The organism is Streptomyces sp. NPDC001393 (assembly GCF_053597455.1).
Genome location: NZ_JBSFIH010000053.1, coordinates 14,876 through 34,015, shown reverse-complemented (window position 1 = coordinate 34,015; position 19,140 = coordinate 14,876). Strand labels below are relative to the sequence as shown.

17 protein-coding genes and 1 pseudogene are annotated in these 19,140 nt (G+C 70.6%); 13 read left to right on the top strand and 5 right to left on the bottom strand.

Annotated elements, in window-relative coordinates:
- Nucleotides 1-24: 24 nt before the first annotated feature.
- The 5 genes from ACWC2T_RS36810 to ACWC2T_RS36790 are packed head-to-tail and all read left to right on the top strand — an operon-like array spanning nucleotide 25 to nucleotide 5,313.
- Complete coding sequence (locus ACWC2T_RS36810; RefSeq protein ID WP_450674687.1) at nucleotides 25-1,434, top strand: glycoside hydrolase family 1 protein; 1,410 nt, start codon at nucleotides 25-27, stop codon at nucleotides 1,432-1,434.
- A gap of 48 nt (nucleotides 1,435-1,482) precedes the next feature.
- Complete coding sequence (locus ACWC2T_RS36805; protein ID WP_450674686.1) at nucleotides 1,483-2,331, top strand: PRD domain-containing protein; 849 nt, start codon at nucleotides 1,483-1,485, stop codon at nucleotides 2,329-2,331.
- Complete coding sequence (locus ACWC2T_RS36800; protein WP_450674685.1) at nucleotides 2,328-2,606, top strand: PTS transporter subunit EIIB; 279 nt, start codon at nucleotides 2,328-2,330, stop codon at nucleotides 2,604-2,606. The genes ACWC2T_RS36805 and ACWC2T_RS36800 overlap by 4 nt, the downstream gene beginning before the upstream one ends.
- Nucleotides 2,603-4,291: a phosphoenolpyruvate--protein phosphotransferase gene (gene ptsP, locus ACWC2T_RS36795; protein ID WP_450674684.1), complete on the top strand. Its 1,689-nt coding sequence runs from the start codon at nucleotides 2,603-2,605 to the stop codon at nucleotides 4,289-4,291. The genes ACWC2T_RS36800 and ptsP overlap by 4 nt, the downstream gene beginning before the upstream one ends.
- Nucleotides 4,288-5,313 carry a Gfo/Idh/MocA family protein gene (locus tag ACWC2T_RS36790; RefSeq protein WP_450674683.1) on the top strand — a complete coding sequence of 342 codons (1,026 nt, stop codon included), beginning with the start codon at nucleotides 4,288-4,290 and terminating at the stop codon, nucleotides 5,311-5,313. Before ptsP ends, ACWC2T_RS36790 begins: the two co-directional genes overlap by 4 nt.
- A 53-nt stretch (nucleotides 5,314-5,366) precedes the next feature.
- On the opposite strand, the gene ACWC2T_RS36785 is transcribed toward ACWC2T_RS36790, so the two are convergent.
- Entirely contained in the window at nucleotides 5,367-6,299 is a 933-nt protein-coding gene (locus ACWC2T_RS36785; RefSeq protein ID WP_450674682.1) for a helix-turn-helix transcriptional regulator, read from the bottom strand.
- Between the two features lie 138 nt (nucleotides 6,300-6,437).
- Here ACWC2T_RS36785 and ACWC2T_RS36780 point away from each other — a divergent pair, with 138 nt between their 5' ends.
- From ACWC2T_RS36780 to ACWC2T_RS36755, 6 genes and pseudogenes are all read left to right on the top strand, one after another.
- The gene (locus ACWC2T_RS36780; RefSeq protein WP_450674681.1) at nucleotides 6,438-7,688 is read left to right on the top strand and encodes an MFS transporter; all 1,251 of its coding nucleotides are present in this window, start codon (nucleotides 6,438-6,440) and stop codon (nucleotides 7,686-7,688) included.
- A 104-nt stretch (nucleotides 7,689-7,792) separates the two neighbouring features.
- A complete protein-coding gene (locus ACWC2T_RS36775) occupies nucleotides 7,793-8,425 on the top strand; it encodes a (2Fe-2S)-binding protein (protein WP_450674680.1) in 633 nt (210 codons plus the stop codon).
- A 3-nt stretch (nucleotides 8,426-8,428) separates the two neighbouring features.
- Nucleotides 8,429-9,409: an FAD binding domain-containing protein gene (locus ACWC2T_RS36770; protein ID WP_450674679.1), complete on the top strand. Its 981-nt coding sequence runs from the start codon at nucleotides 8,429-8,431 to the stop codon at nucleotides 9,407-9,409.
- Nucleotides 9,406-11,601 carry a xanthine dehydrogenase family protein molybdopterin-binding subunit gene (locus ACWC2T_RS36765; protein WP_450674678.1) on the top strand — a complete coding sequence of 732 codons (2,196 nt, stop codon included), beginning with the start codon at nucleotides 9,406-9,408 and terminating at the stop codon, nucleotides 11,599-11,601. Before ACWC2T_RS36770 ends, ACWC2T_RS36765 begins: the two co-directional genes overlap by 4 nt.
- A gap of 140 nt (nucleotides 11,602-11,741) precedes the next feature.
- A pseudogene (locus tag ACWC2T_RS36760) lies at nucleotides 11,742-12,915 on the top strand (XdhC family protein).
- Between the two features lie 55 nt (nucleotides 12,916-12,970).
- On the top strand, nucleotides 12,971-13,684 hold the full coding sequence (locus tag ACWC2T_RS36755) for an SDR family NAD(P)-dependent oxidoreductase (protein ID WP_450674677.1): 714 nt from the start codon (nucleotides 12,971-12,973) through the stop codon (nucleotides 13,682-13,684).
- A gap of 54 nt (nucleotides 13,685-13,738) precedes the next feature.
- Here the strand turns inward: ACWC2T_RS36755 and ACWC2T_RS36750 are convergent, their stop codons facing one another.
- The 3 genes from ACWC2T_RS36750 to ACWC2T_RS36740 all read right to left on the bottom strand — a co-directional run bounded on the left by ACWC2T_RS36750 (nucleotide 13,739) and on the right by ACWC2T_RS36740 (nucleotide 15,620).
- Nucleotides 13,739-14,071: a hypothetical protein gene (locus ACWC2T_RS36750; RefSeq protein WP_450674676.1), complete on the bottom strand. Its 333-nt coding sequence runs from the start codon at nucleotides 14,069-14,071 to the stop codon at nucleotides 13,739-13,741.
- The gene (locus ACWC2T_RS36745; protein ID WP_450674675.1) at nucleotides 14,068-15,189 is read right to left on the bottom strand and encodes an LLM class flavin-dependent oxidoreductase; all 1,122 of its coding nucleotides are present in this window, start codon (nucleotides 15,187-15,189) and stop codon (nucleotides 14,068-14,070) included. The genes ACWC2T_RS36750 and ACWC2T_RS36745 overlap by 4 nt, the downstream gene beginning before the upstream one ends.
- 86 nt (nucleotides 15,190-15,275) lie before the next feature.
- The gene (locus ACWC2T_RS36740) at nucleotides 15,276-15,620 is read right to left on the bottom strand and encodes a DoxX family protein (RefSeq protein WP_450674674.1); all 345 of its coding nucleotides are present in this window, start codon (nucleotides 15,618-15,620) and stop codon (nucleotides 15,276-15,278) included.
- 237 nt (nucleotides 15,621-15,857) lie between these two features.
- Between ACWC2T_RS36740 and ACWC2T_RS36735 the strand changes: the two genes are divergently transcribed.
- Nucleotides 15,858-16,553, top strand: coding sequence for a TetR/AcrR family transcriptional regulator (locus ACWC2T_RS36735; protein WP_450674673.1), 696 nt, complete (start codon nucleotides 15,858-15,860; stop codon nucleotides 16,551-16,553).
- Nucleotides 16,554-17,490: 937 nt separating this feature from the next.
- Here the strand turns inward: ACWC2T_RS36735 and ACWC2T_RS36730 are convergent.
- Nucleotides 17,491-18,255, bottom strand: coding sequence for an SDR family NAD(P)-dependent oxidoreductase (locus tag ACWC2T_RS36730; RefSeq protein ID WP_450674672.1), 765 nt, complete (start codon nucleotides 18,253-18,255; stop codon nucleotides 17,491-17,493).
- Between the two features lie 118 nt (nucleotides 18,256-18,373).
- Here ACWC2T_RS36730 and ACWC2T_RS36725 point away from each other — a divergent pair, with 118 nt between their 5' ends.
- Nucleotides 18,374-19,042, top strand: coding sequence for a TetR/AcrR family transcriptional regulator C-terminal domain-containing protein (locus tag ACWC2T_RS36725; protein ID WP_450674671.1), 669 nt, complete (start codon nucleotides 18,374-18,376; stop codon nucleotides 19,040-19,042).
- The last annotated feature ends 98 nt before the right edge of the window (nucleotides 19,043-19,140 follow it).

Genomic DNA, 19,140 nt, shown 5'->3' with positions numbered 1-19,140 from the left:
CCGCCATCGAGCACGGAGAACGACATGACTCACCTTCCACGACTGCGCCCCGGCTTCCTGTGGGGCGCCTCCACCTCGGCCTACCAGGTGGAGGGCGGCTGGGACGCCGACGGCAAGGGTCCGTCGGTGCAGGACGCCCGCACCGGCCTGCCCGAGGGAACCACCGACTTCCGCGTGGCCAGCGACCACTATCACCGTTACCGCGAGGATGTCGCCCTCCTCGCCGAACTCGGTCTGAAGGCCTACCGGTTCTCGATCGCCTGGACGCGTGTGGTCCCGGACGGCGACGGCCTGGAGAGCCCGGACGGCATCGCCTTCTACCACCGGCTCATCGATGAACTGCTCGACCACGGCATCGAACCGATCGTCACCATGTACCACTTCGACCTGCCCCAGGCGCTCCAGGAGAAGGGGGGCTGGTCCTCGCGCGCCACGGTGGACGCGTTCGTGCGCTACGCCGGCATCCTCTTCCGGGAGTACGGCTCGAAGGTCCGGTACTGGCTGACCATCAACGAGCAGAACATGATGATCCTGCACGGCTCGGCCATGGGTGTCGCCGGGGAGGACACGATCGAGGCCAAGCGCGACCTCTACCAGCAGAACCACCACATGCTGCTGGCGCAGGCGCGGGCGATGGCCCTGTGCCACGAGACGCTGCCCCAGGCCAAGATCGGCCCGGCGCCGAACATCGTCTCCGTCTACCCGGCATCCAGCGCTCCCGAGGACGTCCTGGCCGCCGACGACTTCTCCGCCATCCGCAACTGGCTCTACCTGGACGTCGCCGTACACGGCCGCTACCACCCCACCGCCTGGGCCTACCTCACCAAGCAGGGGATCCAGCCGGTCTTCACCGAGGGCGACCAGACGGTACTGGCCTCGGCGCGCCCCGATTTCATCGCCCTCAACTACTACGCCACGCACACGGTCGCGGCACCCTCGGGCGGCAGTGAGGACGTGAACGACATGGGGGACGAACTCTTCACCGTCGGCGAGGCCGGGGTGTACCGAGGCGTACGCAACCCCCACCTCAAGGCCACCGAATTCGGGGCGGAGATCGATCCCGCAGGGTTCCGCATCACCCTCCGCGAGGTCTACGGCCGCTACCGGCTGCCGCTGCTGATCACGGAGAACGGGCTCGGTGCGTACGACGTCCTCGAGGCCGACGGCACGGTGCACGACGGCTACCGGATCGACTACCTGGCCGAACACATCCGGCACCTGCAGCTCGCGGCGGGCGACGGGGTCGACGTCCTGGGCTACTGCCCCTGGTCCGCCATCGACCTGGTCTCCACCCACCAGGGTGCGTCCAAGCGCTACGGCTTCGTCTACGTCGACCGGGACGAGTTCGACCTCAAGGAGCTGGCCCGGGTACGGAAGGACAGCTTCTTCTGGTACCGGGACGTCATCGCCCGCAACGGAGTGCGGGTGCCGTAACGGCATCACCGCCAGCTGGCTCGCCGAAGGGCGACCGAGGAGCCGCGCGTGAGAGTAGTCAAGGTCTTCAACAACAACGTCGTCCTGGCCACGAGGGACGACAGCGACGACGTGGTCGTGCTCATGGGGCGCGGTCTGGGCTTCGGCGTCCGGGCGGGCCAGGACATCGACGCCGGGCGCGCGGAGCGCACGTTCGCGCCGACGGCGGGCCAGCCGCCAGAGCGTATCGCCCGCTTCCTGGAGGAGATCCCGGCGGAGCACCTGGCGGTGGCCGAGGACGTCGTCCGCCTGGGACGGTCCGAGCTGGGCGACCACATCGGGGACCACGTGGTCATCCCGCTCGCCGACCACCTGTCGTTCGCCCTGCGCCGCGCGCAGGACGGGCTGGAGATCGCCTACCCGCTACGGGGTGAGGTGCTCCACTTCTACCCCGCCGAGGTCGCGGTCAGCCGGCGCGCCATCGAACTGGTCGCCGACCGGCTGGGCATCCGTCTGCCGGACATCGAAGCCATCCCGCTCGCCCTGCACTTCGTCAACGCCCAGTTCGAGGCCCCGGACCTCGGAAAGGTGGTGAAGCTGACCGAGACGTTCACCGTCGTGCTCGCCGAGACGAGCGCGTTCCTCGGCGTGACGGTGGACGGCGACTCGCTCGACGCCTCCAGGTTCATCACCCACCTGCGCTACCTCGCGAGCCGCCAGGAGAGCGGCGCGACGACCTCCGACACGTTCGACTCGCTGCACGACAGCCTGCGCGCGAGCCACGCGCGCGAGGTCGCCTGCGCCGAGCACGTCGGGCGGATCCTCGAAGAACGATTCCGGTGGACCCTCGGCCGCGACGAGGTGCTCTACCTCGCGCTCCACATCAGCCGGCTCACCGCGAGGAGCCGAGCGACGTGACCGTGCCCAGCCCCGACTTCGCCCAGCAGGTGATCCGCCTCGTCGGCGGCGCACGCAACATCGACACGCTCAGCCACTGCCTGGTCCGGCTGAGGTTCGTCCTGCACGACGACTCGCTGGCGGACGACGAGGCACTCCGGGAACTGCCCGAGGTGGTCGTCGTCGTCCGCCAGGGCGGGCAGCTCCAGCTCGCCCTGACCTTCCCCGTCCCCGCCGCCCACGCGGAGGTCGCGCGACACCTCGTCGCGGACGCCCCGGAAAGGAACGACCCATGAGTTCCACCCTCCTCGCCACGCTCACCGGGCTGGGGGTGAGCCCGGGGACGGCGGTCGGCCCCGTGGCGCACCTGGGACGTCCGCCCCGGCCCCCGGCGCACGAGCAGCCGGCGGAGGACGTCGAGGCGGAGAGCCGACGGGTCCTCGAAGCCCTGGAAACGGTGGCACGGGCACTGGAGGAACGCGGTGAACGTGCCGGGGGACAGGCGGCTGACGTGCTGCTCGCCGGCGCTCTGATGGCGCGTGACCCATCGCTGCCGTCCGCTGTCCGTGCCCGGCTGGAAGCCGGTCAGCCCACGACGGCCGCTGTGAACGCGGTCTTCGAACAACACTGCGAGGCACTCGGCACGGCGGGCGGCTACCTCGCCGAGCGGGTCGCCGACCTGCGGGACGTACGAGACCGCACCCTCGCCGTTCTGCTCGGTGAGCCGATGCCCGGCCTGCCGCACCCCGGACACCCCTACGTCCTGGTGGCTCATGACCTGGCCCCCGCGGACACCGCCGTGCTGGATCCGGCGCAGGTGCTGGCACTCGTCACGGAAGGAGGCGGACCCACCGGTCACACGGCGATCCTCGCCAAGGGACTGGGGATACCCGCCGTCGTCCGGTGCCCGAAGGCGACCACGGTGCCGGAGGGCACACAGGTACTGGTGGACGGGGCCGCCGGCACGCTGACCGCTGCCCCCGACCAGGAGACGGTGCGTGCGGCGCGGGCCCGTACGGAGACGCGGCGCCGCCTGGCCGCATCCTACGAGGGGCCCGGCCGGACGGCGGACGGCGTACCGGTCGCCCTGCTGGCCAACATCGCCACCGTGGAGGACGCGCGGCGGGCCGCAGCCGCCCACTGCGAGGGCGTCGGCTTGTTCCGCACCGAAGGGCTGTTCCTCGACCGTCTCTCCGCCCCAACACGGCACGAGCAGCAACACGTCTACGCCCAGGTGTTCGCCCTGTTCGCCGGCCGCCGTGTCGTCGTACGCACCCTGGACGCGGGCGCCGACAAGCCGTTGGCGTTCGTTCCCCAGGAACCCGAGGACAATCCGGCACTCGGCGTGCGCGGCTACCGGGTCACCCGCCACACCACGGACCTGCTGGACACCCAGCTCACCGCGATCGCCGCCGCGGCCCGGGAGACGGCGACCGACGTCCGCGTCATGGCGCCCATGATCTCCACACCCGCTGAGGCCCGGGACTTCACCGACGCGGCACGACGGGCCGGCCTGCCGGTGGCGGGCACGATGATCGAGGTACCGGCCGCGGCACTGCGCGCCCGTCACCTCATGCGGCACACGGACTTCGTCTCGATCGGCACCAACGACCTCGCGCAGTACACCCTGGCCGCCGACCGCACCCTTGGCACGCTCGCCGACCTGCTCGACCCCTGGCAACCCGCCCTTCTCGACCTCGTCGAGCGGACCGGCACGGCCGGTGCGAGCACCGGAACGCCCGTCGGTGTCTGCGGAGAGGCCGCGGGAGACCCCTTGCTGGCCTGCGTGCTCGTGGGCCTGGGCGTGCGGTCGTTGTCCATGGCTCCCGCGCTGCTGGCGGACGTACGGGTGGCCCTGGCGCACCACACGCTCGCGGACTGTCACCGCATGGCACGGGCTGCGAGGGACGCGCAGGACGCGACGAGTGCCCGCGGAGCCGTCCGGGAGCTGATGGCGCCCGCGCTCAAGGAGCACCTGTGACACCCCTGCGCGTGGGACTGGTCGGCTTCGGCATGGCCGGCGCGGCCTTCCACGCGCCGCTCATCGCCCGTACGCCCGGGCTGGAACTGACCACGGTCGTCACCGGTCACGCGGCCCGCGCGGCCGCCGCCCGTGAGCAGTACCCGGGCGTCGCCGTCCTCCCCGGCCTGGAGGACGCCCTCGCGACCCGAGACCTGGACCTCGTCGTCGTCGCCTCGCCCAACCACGTCCACGTCGAGCAGGCGACCATGGCCCTTCAGGCCGGTGCGCACGTCGTGATCGACAAGCCCGTCGCCCCTACCGCCGCACAGGTACGGCAGCTGGAACGCCTCGCCGATCAGAAGGAGTTGGTGGCGGCGGCCTTCCACAACCGGCGTTGGGACGCGGACTTCCTCACCCTGCGCGCCCTGCTCGACTCCGGCCGGCTCGGCCGTGTCCAGCGGTTCGAGTCCCGTTTCGAGCGGTGGAGCCCGGTCCCCTCCAGGAGCTGGCGCGAGTCGGATGATCCGGCGAAGGCGCCCGGTCTCCTGTACGACCTGGGCACCCACCTCGTCGATCAGGCGCTACAGCTGTTCGGCCCGGTGGCGTCGGTATACGCCGAGTCGGACATACGGCGCCCCGGTGTGCAAGCACCCGACGACGTCTTCGTCGCCCTGCGCCACCTCGGAGGCGAGGTGTCCCACCTGTGGATGAGCAAGACGGCGGCGGACACAGGACCCCGTATGCGCGTGCTCGGGTCTCAGGCCGCCTTCGTGGTGCTCGGCGTCGACCAGCAGGTCACCGACCCGAAGACACCGCGGCCCGGCACGGCTCAACGGGCGGTGCTCACCCGCGGCACCCAGGAGGAGCCCGTCGCCCTGCTCCCCGGCGGCTACCCGGACTTCTACCGAGGAGTCGAGCGGGCGATCCACGGCGAGGGCGCACCACCGGTGACCCTGAGCGAAGCCGCGGCCGTTCTGGACGTCATCGAGGCAGCGATCCGCAGCAGCCGGACGGGAGCTGTCGTCGGCCTGTCCTCGTGAGCCGGTGCGGTGACACGGTCGCGGCAGGCCGGGACGGTACGCGACAGGATCTTTCAGCGCGTGTGCCGGGCGGTCTCTGTGTCCGGGGGCAGGGCCGCGGTCCAGCTGGCGAGGAGCTTGAGCCGGTCTTCGGAGGTGGTTCCGGGCTCGGCGGTGTAGAGGGTCAGGTCGTGGACGGTCCGGTCGGGCATGGGCAGGTCCAGGGACCGGTAGGCCAGCTCCAGGCGCCCGACGTCGGGGTGGTCAAGGCGCTTTGTGCCGTCGTGGCGGATGCGGACGTCGTGTGCCGCCCACATGGTGCGGAACTCGGCGCTGAGCGTGGACAGTTCACCGACGAGCTCGCGCAGATCCCGGTCGTAGGGGTCGCGCCCGGCCTCGGCCCGCAGCAGGGCCGCGGTGGCGACGGCGGCGGAGTCCCAGTCGACGAAGAAGTCGAGGGCACCGTCGTCGAGGAAGATGTAGCGGGCGATGTTGGGACGGCCGTGCTTGTCGGTGGTGGGGCTGTCGAACATCGGCGCGTGCACGGCCCGCGCCAGGGCGTTGCTCGCGATCACGTCCATGCGGCCGTTGCGTACGAAGGCCGACGACATCGTCATGGAGTCGAGCACCCACTGGACGGGCGGCGGGACCTGCACGTCCTTGCGGCGCCGGGGCGTGCGGGGCGCCGGCCGGGATGCCCGGGCCAGGTCGAACAGATACGTGCGCTCGTCCTCGTCCAGCCGCAGCGCCTGGGCGACCGCGTCGATCACGTCCTCGGAGACGCCGCTGATGTGCCCCTTCTCCAGGCGCGTGTACCACTCGGTGCTCACTCCGGCGAGGACGGCGACCTCCTCGCGCCGCAGCCCCGGAACCCGGCGCCGACCGCTGGTGGGCAGCCCGACCTGCTCCGGGGTCAGCTTGGCGCGCCGGCTGGCGAGGAAGTCCCGGATGTCGGATCGGTTGTCCGCGCGCTCGGCGGAGCGGTGGGCGGTTCGGGGTCGGTCCATGACTTCCACGGTACCGACGGACCCTCGCTTAGGGAGGTTGAGGTTATACCCCCCATAAGCCCGACCTTCCTCCCGCGCGACGGAGCCGGTTCGGTGGATGTCGTCCACCCGATCCACCACTCATTGGGAGATGGAGCCATGAGCCCGCGAGGCGGGGTGCTCAGCGCCCCCGACCACGTACGAACCGAAGACCGCGACCGTGCGCCCACCCGGCTTCCGACGGTCATCTATGTGCTGGCCCTGGGCACGTTCCTGATGGGCACGACCGAGTTCGTGGTGGCGGGCCTGCTGCCGGAGATCGCCGGGAACCTGCGGGTGAGCGTGGGCCAGGCGGGCCTGCTGATCACCGTCTTCGCGGTCGGCATGGTCGTCGGCGCGCCGCTGATGGCGATGCTGACGCTGCGGCTGCCGCGCCGGTGGACGCTCGTCCTGGCTCTGGCCGTGTTCGCGATCGGACATGTGATCGTCGCGCTGACCTCGAACTTCTCGCTTCTGCTGGCGGCTCGGTTTCTGACGGCGATGGCGACCGGAGCGTTCTGGGCGGTGGCCAACGTCGTGGCCGCGCGCGCCGCCGGCCCGGCCGCGAGTTCCCGCGCGCTCGGCGTGGTGGGCTCCGGCGCCATGCTCGCCAACGTCGTCGGCGTGCCGGCCGGTGCTTTCGCCGGGCAGCTGATGGGTTGGCGCGGACCGTTCTGGGCACTCGCCGCTCTCGCGGCAGCCGCCATGGTGCTGATCGCGCGCCATGTCCCGCACGACGGCCCGGACCGGCAGGTGGTGTCGATCCGCTCCGAGATCTCCGCCCTGCGCTCCGGCCGCCTGTGGCTCGCGCTGGCTGCCTGCGCGACCACCACCGGCGGCGTGCTGTCGACGTACTCCTACATCTCGCCGCTGCTGACCGACCGGGCCCATATCGCGGCCGGCCTGGTACCGCTGGTGCTGGTCGGCTTCGGGGCCGGCGCCCTTATGGGCTTCCTCGTGGGAGGCCGCCTCGGCGACCACCGTCCCTACACGACGATCATCGTGGCGGCGGCGGTGACCACCACCCTGCTGCTGGCGATCTGCCTGCTGTCCGGCTTCGCGGTCCCCACCGTCGCGCTGGTCGCCCTGCTCGGTCTGTTCGGACTCGGCGCCAACCCGGTGCTGATTTCCCTGGCCGTCCGTTTCGCGGGCCGGGCGCCCACCCTGGGCTCCGCCCTGACCGTCTCGGCGTTCAATCTCGGCACCGCCGCCGGCTCCTGGATCGCCGGCCTCAGCCTCGACTCCCCCCTGGGGGCGACCGGCCCCGCGGCGGTCGGCACCGTCATCGCCGCCACGACCCTGCTCCCCACGGTCGCGATCGCGCTCACCCAGCGTCATCGCCAGGCGACCTCGGTCATATGGGGTTCGTGACGCCGAAGCCGTCGGCGTCACAACCCCGGAAGCCCGTCCGGCGATGACACCCCCTGCCGTGCGGCTGCGCGCGGCTCATCCGTCAGAGATGCGAAGGCAGAGGTATGACAACCGATCTCCCTGAGTCTGTGCCGCCCCCCACCGGATCCAGTGAGTCCCCCTCGGAGCCCAGCAGGCGCACCTTCATCGCCACCAGCGCCGCGGTGGGCGGCGTCGTGGTGGCCGGAGGGGCTTTCATCGCCGCACCGGACGAGGCCGCCGCCGAACAGGCCGCGCCCTCCAGCCGTGTCTCCCTGACGGTCAACGGCGTCCGCCGGACCGTGACGGTCGACAACCGCACGTCCCTGCTGGATCTGCTGCGCGAGCACTTCGGGCTGACCGGCTCCAAGAAGGGCTGCAACGCCGGGGCCTGCGGCGCGTGCACGGTGCTGGTCGACGGCCACCGGGTCAATGCCTGCCTGACGCTGGCCGTCCGGCTGGAGGGAGCCGAGGTCACGACCATCGAGGGTCTGGCCGACGGTGACAGCCTGCACCCGTTGCAGCAGGCGTTCATCGACCAGGACGCCTTCCAGTGCGGTTACTGCACCCCGGGCCAGATCATGTCCGGGGTGGGCTGCATTCAGGAGGGCCACACCGGCTCTCCGGAGGAGATCCGTGAGTGGATGAGCGGCAACATCTGCCGCTGCGGCTGCTACGTCAAGATCGTGCGCGCGGTCGAGCAGACCGCGGGGAGGTGAACCGTGTACCCCTTCGCCTACACCCGTGTCTCGGACACCCGTGAGGCCCTCGACGCCGCTCGCCGCGGCGGCCGCTACATCGCCGGCGGCACCACCCTCGTCGACCTGATGCGCGAGACCGTCGAGCGTCCCGAGACCCTGGTGGACATCTCCCGCCTGCCGCTGCGCGAGGTCACCGTCACCGAGCGCGGCGGACTGCGCATCGGCGCGCTGGTGACCATGTCCCAGGCCGCCGCCCATCCCAAGGTGCGCACCCTGCACCCGGTCATCTCCGAGGCGCTGGAGCTGAGCGCCTCGGCCCAGCTGCGCAACATGGCGACCATCGGCGGCAACATCATGCAGCGCACCCGCTGCACCTACTTCCGTGACGTGACCGCCGACTGCAACAAGCGCGAGCCCGGCTCCGGTTGCGCGGCGCTGCACGGCTTCAACCGCACCCACGCGATCCTCGGCACCTCCGACGCCTGCGTGGCCACCCACCCGTCCGACGTCGCCGTGGCGTTCGCGGCGCTGGAGGCGACCGTGCACCTGCTCGGCCCGGACGGGGAACGCAAAGTCCCCTTCGCCGACTTCCTCCTGCGGCCCGAGAAGACACCGAACCGTGAACACGCCATCGGACAGGGCGAGTTGATCACGGCGGTGGAGATCCCCGCACTTCCACGTCCGCTCAGGTCCGGCTACCTGAAGGTGCGCGACCGCCAGTCCTACGAGTTCGCCCTCACCTCGGCAGCGGTCGCGCTGCACGTCCGGGGCGGCGTGATCCGGGAGGCGAAGGTGGCCGCCGGGGGAGTGGGGACCGTGCCCTGGAAGCTGCCCGCCGTCGAGGAGCACCTCGTCGGCGAACGCCCCTCGGAGTCGCTGTGGGCATCCGCCGCCGAGCGAGCCGCCGACGGCGCCCGCCCCCTCACGCACAACCGTTTCAAGGTCGAGCTGCTCCAGCGGACCGTCGAACGCCAGCTGCGCATCGTAGGAGGTACCAAGTGAGCCCCCAGCCGCAGGCAGCCGTGGGCGCGCCGCTGTCCCGGGTGGACGGCCGGCTCAAGGTCACCGGCAAGGCTCAGTACGCCGCCGAACACGACATCGACGGTGCCTTGCACGCGGTCATCGTCGACGCGAGCATCGGGCGCGGCCGCATCACCTCCATCGACACCCGTGCCGCTTTGGAACACCCTGGCGTGCTGCGGGTGATCAGCCACGGCAACGCCCCGAAGCTGCCGTACCGCGACAACCCAGGCTCCAACAACCCACCCGGGCGCAGGCTGCGCGTCTTCCAGGACGACCGGGTCCTCTTCCACGGCCAGCCGGTCGCCGTCGTGGTCGCCACCACCCTGGAGGCCGCCCAGCACGGCGCGAGCCTGGTCACGGTCCGCTACGACGCCGAACAGCCCTCGACCGACCTGCACGAGGCCGAGCCGGACAAGCCGACCACGTACGCGCGCGGCGACGCCGAGACCGCCCTGCGCTCCGCGGCCGTACGGCTGGACCTGACCTACGAACTGGCGCGCAACCACCACAACCCGATGGAGCCACATGCCACCATCGCCCGCTGGGACGGCGACAAGCTGACGGTGTGGGACAAGACGCAGTGGGTCCTGGGCACACGGGACGAACTCGCCACCGTGTTCGACCTGCCCAAGGACTCGGTCCGGGTCATCAACCCGTTCGTCGGGGGTGCCTTCGGCAGCGGGCTGCGCTGCTGGCCGCACACGGTCGTCGCGGCGCTCGCGGCCCGGATCACGGGCCGTCCGGTCAAACTGGTGCTCAGCCGCCGGCAGATGTACTTCGGCACCGGCTTCCGGCCCTCCTACGCGTACCGGCTGCGGCTGGGCAGCGACCGGCGAGGACGCCTGACGGCCATGGCCCACGAGATGGACTCCGAGACCTCGTCGTACGAGACCTTCACCGAGACGGTCATGCCGGCGGGGCAGATGCTCTACAGCATGCCCCACGTCAGCCAGGCATATCGGCCGGTGCCGCTGGACGTGAACACCCCTATCTGGATGCGCGGCCCCGGCTTCGCCTCGGCGGCGTTCGTGATCGAGTCGGCGATGGACGAGCTCGCGCACAAGCTCGGCGTCGACCCGATCGAGCTGCGCCGGCGCAACGAGCCGAACGAGGACGAGTCGAACGGGCTGCCGTTCTCCACCCGGCGGCTGCGTGACTGCTACACCGTCGGCGCGCGGGAGTTCGACTGGCACCGGCGCTCGTCCCGGCCGCGTGCACGGCGCGAGGGAGACTGGCTGATCGGCATGGGCATGGCGGTCGGCGTGTACGAGACGCAGCGCAACGCCGCTCAGGCCCGGGTGCGGCTGGACGCCGACGGCACTGCCCTGGTCGTGGCCGGTGCCAGCGACATGGGGCCGGGCACCTACACCTCCCAGACCCAGGTGGCCGCCGACGCCCTCGGGCTGACCATGCGCACGGTCACCTTCAAGCTCGGCGATTCCCTCTACCCGCCGACCCCGCCGCACGGCGGCTCCCAGACCATGGCCAGCGTCGGCTCCGCCGTCCTCGACGGTTGCAACCAGGTGCGGCGGCAGGCGATCGAACTGGCCGTCGGCGACCGCAAGTCGCCGCTGTACGGCGTACCAGCCGCCGACATCGTCGTACGGGGCGGCCGGCTGCACGTGAAGAACGACCCGGCGCGCGGTGAGACCTACCGGAGCCTGCTGGCCCGCAACGACCGCTCTCACCTGGAGGCCCTGGGATCGTTCGCCGGGGCACCCAGTCCGGAGCGGCACTCCTTCTACGCCTACAACGCCACCTTCGCCGAGGTCGCCGTCGACGCGACGCTGGGCCTGGTACGGGTGCGGCGCATGCTCGGGGTGTACGACGCGGGCCGCATCATCAGCCCCAAGCTCGCCGAGAGCCAGGCGATCGGCGGCATCGTGGGCGGCATCGGCACGGCCCTGCTGGAACACACGGTCACCGATCACAGGGACGGCCGGATCGTGAACGCGAGCCTGGCCGACTATCTGGTCCCCGTCAACGCCGACGTCCCCGACGTGAGGGCGATCTACCTGGACGGTGAGGACCGCGAGGCCGACCCGCTCGGGGTGAAGGGGCTCGGCGAGGTCGTCCACGTCGGCGTGGCGCCGGCCATCGCCAACGCGGTGTTCAACGCCACCGGCCGCCGCGTCCGCCGACTGCCCATCACCGCCGAGGCGTTGCTCTGACCTGAGCAGGCCCCTCGACCGGTCCGGCAGCCCGCTCCCCGTCGGGCTCCCGGACCTCGATGGGCCGCCGCCGCGCAGGCTCCCCGTCAGGCGCGGCGGCGGCCCGCTTCGCACCCCATGGCGAACCACGGAGGAAGTTCATGCTGAACATCGCGGACACACTGCACCGGTGGTGCGTCGAGGCACGCCCCTTCGCCCTGGCGACCGTCGTCGATGTCCGGGGCAGCGCACCGCTGCCGGTCGGTACGTCGGTCGCGGTGGACGAGGACGGCAACGCCGTCGGCAGCATCTCCGGCGGCTGTGTCGAGGGAGCGGTGTACGAACTGTGCCGACAGGTGCTCCAGGACCGGGGTGCGGCGCAGCGGGCCTGGTTCGGCTACTCCGACGAGGACGCCTTCGCCGTAGGCCTGACGTGCGGCGGCGAACTCGATGTCGTCGTCCAGCGCATCGACCCCGCGAGTCAGCCGTATCTCGGTGCGGCCCTCGCGGAGGCGGCCCGGGGCCGGCCGGTCGCGGTGGCGCAGGTCGTCGACGGCCCCGACGGCCTTCTCGGAGCCACCGTGAGCGTGCTCGGTGACGGCTGGGCGGTCGGCGGGATGCCGGACGACGGGCCGGTGGCACGGGCGGTCGCGGACCGGGCCAGGGCTCTGCTGCGATCCGGACGCACGGCACGCGTCACGTTGGGAGGGGACGTGGACACCTGCTCCGAGCGGCTGTCCGTCCTCGTCCATGTGGCCGCCACCCGCCCCCGCGTGCTCATCTTCGGCGCGGTCGACTTCGCCGCAGCCCTCAGCCAGGCCGCCCGCTTCCTCGGCTATCACGTCACCGTCTGCGACGCCCGGCCCGTCTTCGCCACGACCGCCCGCTTCCCGCACGCCGACGAGGTCGTGGTCGACTGGCCCCACCGCTATCTGGAACGCGCCGAGGTGGACGCCCGTACCGCGGTGTGCGTCCTCACCCACGACGCCAAGTTCGACGTCCCCCTGCTGCGCCTGGCCCTCGGCCTTCCCCTCGGCTACGTCGGCGCGATGGGCTCCCGGCGCACCCACGGCGAACGCCTGCGCCTCCTGCGGGAGGTCGGTGTCACCGCGGCCCAGCTCGCCCGGCTGCATTCGCCGATCGGCCTGGACCTCGGCGCGCACCCCCGAGGAAACGGCGATCTCCATCACCGCGGAGATCATCGCCCACACCCACCAGGCGAGTGGCCTGCCGCTTTCTCAGCGCACCGGCCCGATTCACGAACCCCGCGTCGGCCCGCCTGCCGGGCGACGCGCCCTGATCCGGCATGATCGTTCCGTAGGCTCGCGGAACTAGGCTCCCGACCAGTTCACCGCACCCCACCACCACACACGGACAGGAGATGACTGACATGGCACTGATCCTGGTGACCGGGGCAGCTGGCGGGCTCGGGCGCAACACGGCGAACGCGCTGGCCGAGGACGGGCACGACGTGGTCGTCCACGTCCGGAACCCCGACCGTCTCGCCGGCGCGGAGGACACTGCCCGCTGGAGGGGCGTCGTCACCGGGGACCTCGCCGATCTCGACGAGGTCCGCGACGTCGCCCGGCAAGCCGGTGGGTTCGGCCGCTTCGACGCCGTCATCCACAACGCCGGCACCATGAACTCCCGGGATGCGGGCACCGTCAACACGGTCGCGCCCTACCTGCTGACGGCCCTCATGGAAAAACCGGCCAGGCTCGTCTACCTCAGCAGCTCCATGCACCGCACCGGCTCCACCGATCTACGACGGCTGGCCACCGGCACCGCGTCGTACGACGACAGCAAGCTGTGGGTCACCACCCTCGCGTTCGCGTTCGCGTCCCGCTGGCAGGGGACCTCGAGCCATGCTGTCGACCCCGGATGGGTGCCCACCCGGATGGGCGGTGCCGGCGCACCGGACGACCTGACCGCCGGGCACCAGACACAGGTGTGGCTCGCCACGCACCACGACGTGACCCCGAGCACCGGCGGCTACTGGTACCACCGGCAGACCCAGACACCCCACCCTGCGGCACGGGACGAAGAGTTCCAGGCTTGCCTCGTCCAAGCCCTTGAAAGCCACACAGGCGTGCCGCTGGACTGACGCGACCACTGATGTGATCAGGGCGGCGTCCCTGCGCGCCGCCGAGGCGCGCCTTCACCACCAGCGGGGTTCCGGGCTCTTCGGATCACAGCGGCGGGGTGCCGGGCCGGACGCGGGTGGGACTGTTGACTCCTCGGACAGGGTGTAGCCGTCCCGGCGGCCTTGGAACACCTCCCTGAACTGCGGCATGGCCGCAGCTGCCAAGGTGGTGCCGTCGGGCGTCTGCACCATCCGCAGCAGGCCGGTGGCCACGTCGAGGTCGTCGGCGGTCAGGTCCTCTCCGTCGCGCATCCGGACCAGAGCCTCGCTGAACGCCTCTACGAGACGTGCCGCGTGGGGGTCGGACGACAGCGGGTCGATGTTCGACGGGTCGTGAGGTGTGGTCATACCTGTCTGCTCCTTGTGAGGGGGTTGACCGAGGGTGGACATGTGGACCCGGTAGCGACGGGTGTCACGGTGTCGGCAGGGCCGAGTTCCTTGCGGATGGCAGGGGCGACCTCGGTGGCGAGGAGCTCGATGGACCCGTGGACCATAGAGGCGGGCATGCCGCCGAAGTCGACCTGGCCGAGGAACCGGTCCAGGCCGAACAGCTCGTGCTCGGTGAGGATCTTGTCGATGACCTCCTGCGGGCTGCCGGCCACCAGTGCGCCGTGCGGGCTCGATACGGCGTCGAAGTCGGCGCGGGTGACATGCCAGCCGCGCCCGGTGGGCGGCTTGGGGCGCAGGTACTCGCGGTAGTACGGGAAGAGATCGTCTCGAGCGCTCTGGGAAGTGGCACCGACGTAGAAGTGGGTGGAGACGCCGAGCTTGAGCTGCTCGACGGAGTGTCCTGCCTCGGCGCCGAAGGCCCGATAGTGCTCGACGGCCGCGCGGGCACCGCGGATGTCGCCGCCGATGAGGCCGAGGACCATGGGCAGGCCCAGCTGCCCGGCACGTTCCACGCTGGCGGGGGTGCCGCCCACGCCGAGCCACAGCGGCAGTTGTGGCCGGCGGGGGACGGGCGGGACGGGCAGGCCGTCCAGGGCCGGGCGAAAGCGTCCGTGCCAGGTGACACGGTCGGGGTTCTTCCTTATGGCGAGCAGCAGCCGCAGCTTATCGGTGAACACCTCGTCGTAGTCGTGCAGGTCGATACCGAAGAGACGGAACGCCTCGGTGAAGGCGCTGCGTCCGGCGATGATCTCGGCACGGCCGTCGCTGAGCAGGTCGAGCGAGGCGAAGTCCTGGTGCAGCCGCACCGGGTCCGCGGTGGACAGCACGGACACCGCGCTGGCCAGGCGGATGCGGTCGGTGGCCTGCGCGATCGCGGCCAGCGGGACGGCGGGGTTGGCGACGGCGAAGTCCGGACTGTGGTGCTCGCCGAGCCCGAAGACGTCCAGGCCCGCCTGGTCGGCGGCGACCGCGTAGGAGACGATCTCGCGTGTACGGCGCCCGGCGTCGTGCAGGTTTCCCGTGGCGGGGTCGGTCTGCAGGTCGGACAGGGAAAGGATGCCGATCTCCACGGTCATCTCCTCGGCGTGTACGGGCAGTTGGGCTGGGAGCAGGCGACGCACCGCCGGGGTGCCGGGTCGCCGTGACAACGCAGGGGGCGGGGTCAGAAGGCGTGGGACCCGAACCGGCCCCACATCACGAGGGCCGCGAGGATGAGCAGCACCGCGTTGATCGCGATGGGCACGGACTCCTTGCGACGGGCGTGGTAGCCCATAGCCAGGACCATGAGCACCGCGAGGCCAGTGGCAGCCAGCGGCGTGAGCACGGTCGCGAAGTCGAGGGCCGCCGGGACGATCAGAGCGACGGCGGCGGCGGACTCGGCGGCGCCGATCAGGCGCACCACCAGCAGGGGGAGATCCGGGCTTCGGGGCTTGGCTATCTTGACGACGCCGGAGGCCGCGAAAGCTGCGGCCAGGACACCCTGCACGATCCACAGGAACACGTTCATTCGAAGCGGGGGACTTTCTTCAGAGTTGGCCGCGGCGCTGGCACGGCGCGGCGTGATCGGGGTCCGACGAGGGAGCGGGTGCGCCCGCACCGAAATCCGTCGGCAGCTTGTTCCAGCCGCCGCAAGCAGACTGGAATTGCCTATCCGGTTACGGATGTGGATAGCATCTTCCGGTTCTTCGCGGGTCAGCCTAGCAGTAAAAATGGATAGGTCAATCCGATTGCTAGACTGGCTGGTATGAACCCTGGCGCCCAGCACTCCGACGGTCCCGCAGTTCAGCCTCTGCGCAGTGATGCCGAGCGCAACCGAGAGCGGATCATCGCCGCAGCTCGTACGGTGTTCGCGCGCGACGGCCTGAACGCCTCCATGGCCTCCGTGGCCCGCGAGGCGGGCGTGGGGATCGCCACCATGTTCCGCCGCTTCCCCACGAAGGAGGAGCTGGTCGACGCCGTCTTCTCCGACCGCATGGGTGCCTACGCGGATGCGGTCACCGCCGCCCTGGAAGACCCCGACCCCTGGAACGGCTTCGTCGGCTACATCGAGACCGCCTGCGCGATGCAGGCCGCCGACAACGGCTTCGCTGATGTCCTGACCATGACCTTCCCCACCGCCAAGGTCCTGGAGCAGCGTCGCAACGAGGCGTATGAGGCCATGCTGCGCCTCATCGACCGGGCCAAGGCCGTCGGCCGCCTGCGCGAGGACTTCGACCCCTCGGACCTGGTACTGATCCACATGGCCAACGCCGGCGTCGTCAACGCCACCGGCGACGCCGCCCCGGATGCCTGGCGACGCGTCGTCGCCCTGTTCATCCAGTCCCTGGAGGCCCCGGCGCGCGGCGCCCTGCCCGCCTCACCCGGGCACGAACCCCTTTACAAGGCCATGCTCCGCGCCGGCCAGGGCACTGCCACACCGCCGCCGGGCAAGAGTACCTGACCTCGGGACCCGAGCGCCGTGCACGTCGGGGAAGAGGGCCCGAACGCGGAGCTTGGCCGCTGGTAGCGCAGATCAACGGCTTGGTGTTGGGTGCGGTTCCTGAACGGGTGTCGGCCGAGGTCGGCGCGAAGAGAGTCAGGAGAAGGCCATCCCGCTCGGCGAACCGCGGAAATAGGGTGCCCTTTCCCGCGTCGGCTTTTCGCGATCGCCTCCACGGTGACGTGTTCGGCGGCCAGCGGCTTCCCTTTGTTCGGGCGCGGCGCGGGCGGCATCGGAGCCGTCGGCGACGGCAGGGTCTCGTCCTGAGTGTCCATCAATCCGCGCCTGTTCCCCTTCGGATGGGAGACGGTGCTGTGCGACCACCTGTCATGGCTTGCGAAACTTGCCCGTCAGTGAGAATGAGGCTCAGGGGAACACTGCCCACCTCGAATCGCCGAGGCGCGCCCTGCTCCCAATCGACCAACGTGCTCAGGTACGTGTAGCCGCTGTCGGGCATCGCGATCGCGTTGGCCCTGTGGCGCGCAGGCGGCTGGATCGGGGCTCGGGTCTAACCCTCCCCAGCCCCGACCACACGCGGCCCAGAACGACTCCGAACTGCAACCGCGGAATCCGAAAGCAGCCCGGCCCTCGTGATTGTCGTCCGCCGACGTCCGACCCGGAGGACTGCAAGGCGGGGCACGCGGTCGAGCGTGGCATCGATCAGCCCAAGAGGTGCCGCGCCGCACCCGTGAGTCAAGTCGGACTCGCAGTCCTCTGCGAGGCAACGCTCCGCATTGCGGCTGGCGACGAGTGGCCGTTGCCTGCAGGTTCGCAACAGTCCCTAGAAGTGCCCTGAAGATCTTGAAATCGCGCCCGGATTGCGTCGCTTTAGGGTGATTGACATTTACCGGCATTCTGGTGCGAGTCGGGCGGTCAGGGCAAGATCTTCATCAGCCTTCTAGCCGAGGAGGCTGCCGCCGGTGACGTCGAGGGATGCGCCGGTGATCCACTCTGCTTCGTCGGTGGTGAGGAAGCAGACCACGCCGGCGACATCCTTGGGCTCGGCGAGGCGCTTGTATGCCGAGACCTGGGACAGCTGCTCCCGCAGTTCAGGGATCTTGAAGGCCTCATGTCCGTTGTCCACCACGCCGGGGAGCACATTGTTGACCGTGATCCTTCTCGGGGCGAGGTGCCGCGCGAAGTGCCTCGTGAGCTGTTCGAGCGCGCCCTTGGACATCGAGTAGACGGTCTGCGAAGGGCTGGCGATCCCGGTCAGGCCGGAGGAGATGTTGATGATCCGTCCCCCGTCGGGGATCAGTCCGAGCGCGCGCTGGAGGATGAAGAAGGGCGCCTTGACGTTGACTGCGAACGTCTTGTCGAACTCGTCGGTGGACACCTCCTCGGGAGCGGTCCCGGACGACGCCTCGGCGGCGTTGTTCACCAGGATGTCCAGAGTCCTCTGGCCGGTGTGCTGCTTCAGGCCTGCCTCCAGGCCGTGGAACAACTGGTCGATGTCGCCGGGCACGCCCAGTTCCGCGCGGACCGTGAAGGCCTGGCCGCCATCCTTCTCGATCAGTTGGACGGTGTCTTGGGCGGCCTGCACGTTGTGCGCGTAGTGCACGGCGACCAGGGCCCCCTCCCGGGCCAGGTCGACGGCCGTGGCCCGGCCGATACCCCGGCTGGAACCGGTGACGAGAGCGGTCTTGCCGCTGAGCTTCCCCATGATGATGTCCCTTCGAAGTCCCGGACCATGAGCCGTCTCCAGTGGGGGACGGCTTCGCGGGGCGGGGGGTCAGATTTCTTGGGCAGTGTCCAAGGCGCGTTGTGAGTATCATTGGGCAATGTCCAAGACGTCAAGCTCGGCAGAGTCACCCCGCCCCTCGGTGTCCCGGGCCCATGTCGGCCTGAGCGAAGAGCGGATCGTGGCTGCCGCTATGGAAGTGCTGGGGAGTGACGGCCTCGACGGGCTGTCCCTGCGGGCTGTCGCCGGCCGACTGGGAGTACGGGTCAACGCAGTGGCCTGGCACGTGAAGGACAAGGCCGGACTGATCGGCGCGGTGACCGACGCCATGATGGCCGACTGTCTGCCCGCCCGCCTGCCCCGGCATCCGGAGGAGCGGGTCCGTAAGCTCCTGAAGTCGTTCCGCGCGACGCTGTGTTCCCATCGTGACGGGGCTCGCCTTATGCAGGAGGGCTTCTCGTTGTCCCGCCCTCATCAGCTGGCGTTCGCCGAGGCGTTCAACGCAGCCCTGCGTGCCACCGGACGCAGTTCCAGGGAGGTGGCCTGGACGGCCTGGACCCTGATCTACTTTGTGATCAGCCTGGTCAACGAGGAGCAGGCATCGCCCGACCGTACCCCCGGCGTCGAGGCTGCGGCGGCCGACCCGGCGGCCTTCCCGTGCCTTGCGGAGACGATCGAGCATCTCACTGGGGAGAGCTTCGACGACCGCTTCGCCTACGGCGTCGACCTGATCCTCACGGGCCGCTCCGCCGCGCACGGAGTCGGCTGAAACGCATTGCGGATGGCTGTGATCGGGCAGCCTGAGGCGGCCCGTCGACGTGTCTGGTCGCGAGGCGAGGGTGGGGTTGCGTCTCCATGGCGGCTCGG

What these genes read in the sequence shown, in the direction of transcription:
- ACWC2T_RS36780 (WP_450674681.1), top strand. Translation starts at nt 6,438, where the DNA reads ATGAGCCCGCGAGGCGGGGTGCTCAGCGCCCCCGACCACGTACGAACC.
- ACWC2T_RS36740 (WP_450674674.1), bottom strand. Translation starts at nt 15,620, where the DNA reads ATGAACGTGTTCCTGTGGATCGTGCAGGGTGTCCTGGCCGCAGCTTTC.
- ACWC2T_RS36810 (WP_450674687.1), top strand. Translation starts at nt 25, where the DNA reads ATGACTCACCTTCCACGACTGCGCCCCGGCTTCCTGTGGGGCGCCTCC.
- ACWC2T_RS36730 (WP_450674672.1), bottom strand. Translation starts at nt 18,255, where the DNA reads ATGGGGAAGCTCAGCGGCAAGACCGCTCTCGTCACCGGTTCCAGCCGG.
- ACWC2T_RS36755 (WP_450674677.1), top strand. Translation starts at nt 12,971, where the DNA reads ATGGCACTGATCCTGGTGACCGGGGCAGCTGGCGGGCTCGGGCGCAAC.
- ACWC2T_RS36745 (WP_450674675.1), bottom strand. Translation starts at nt 15,189, where the DNA reads ATGACCGTGGAGATCGGCATCCTTTCCCTGTCCGACCTGCAGACCGAC.
- ACWC2T_RS36735 (WP_450674673.1), top strand. Translation starts at nt 15,858, where the DNA reads ATGAACCCTGGCGCCCAGCACTCCGACGGTCCCGCAGTTCAGCCTCTG.
- ACWC2T_RS36725 (WP_450674671.1), top strand. Translation starts at nt 18,374, where the DNA reads ATGTCCAAGACGTCAAGCTCGGCAGAGTCACCCCGCCCCTCGGTGTCC.
- ACWC2T_RS36775 (WP_450674680.1), top strand. Translation starts at nt 7,793, where the DNA reads ATGACAACCGATCTCCCTGAGTCTGTGCCGCCCCCCACCGGATCCAGT.
- ACWC2T_RS36785 (WP_450674682.1), bottom strand. Translation starts at nt 6,299, where the DNA reads ATGGACCGACCCCGAACCGCCCACCGCTCCGCCGAGCGCGCGGACAAC.
- ACWC2T_RS36750 (WP_450674676.1), bottom strand. Translation starts at nt 14,071, where the DNA reads ATGACCACACCTCACGACCCGTCGAACATCGACCCGCTGTCGTCCGAC.
- ptsP (WP_450674684.1), top strand. Translation starts at nt 2,603, where the DNA reads ATGAGTTCCACCCTCCTCGCCACGCTCACCGGGCTGGGGGTGAGCCCG.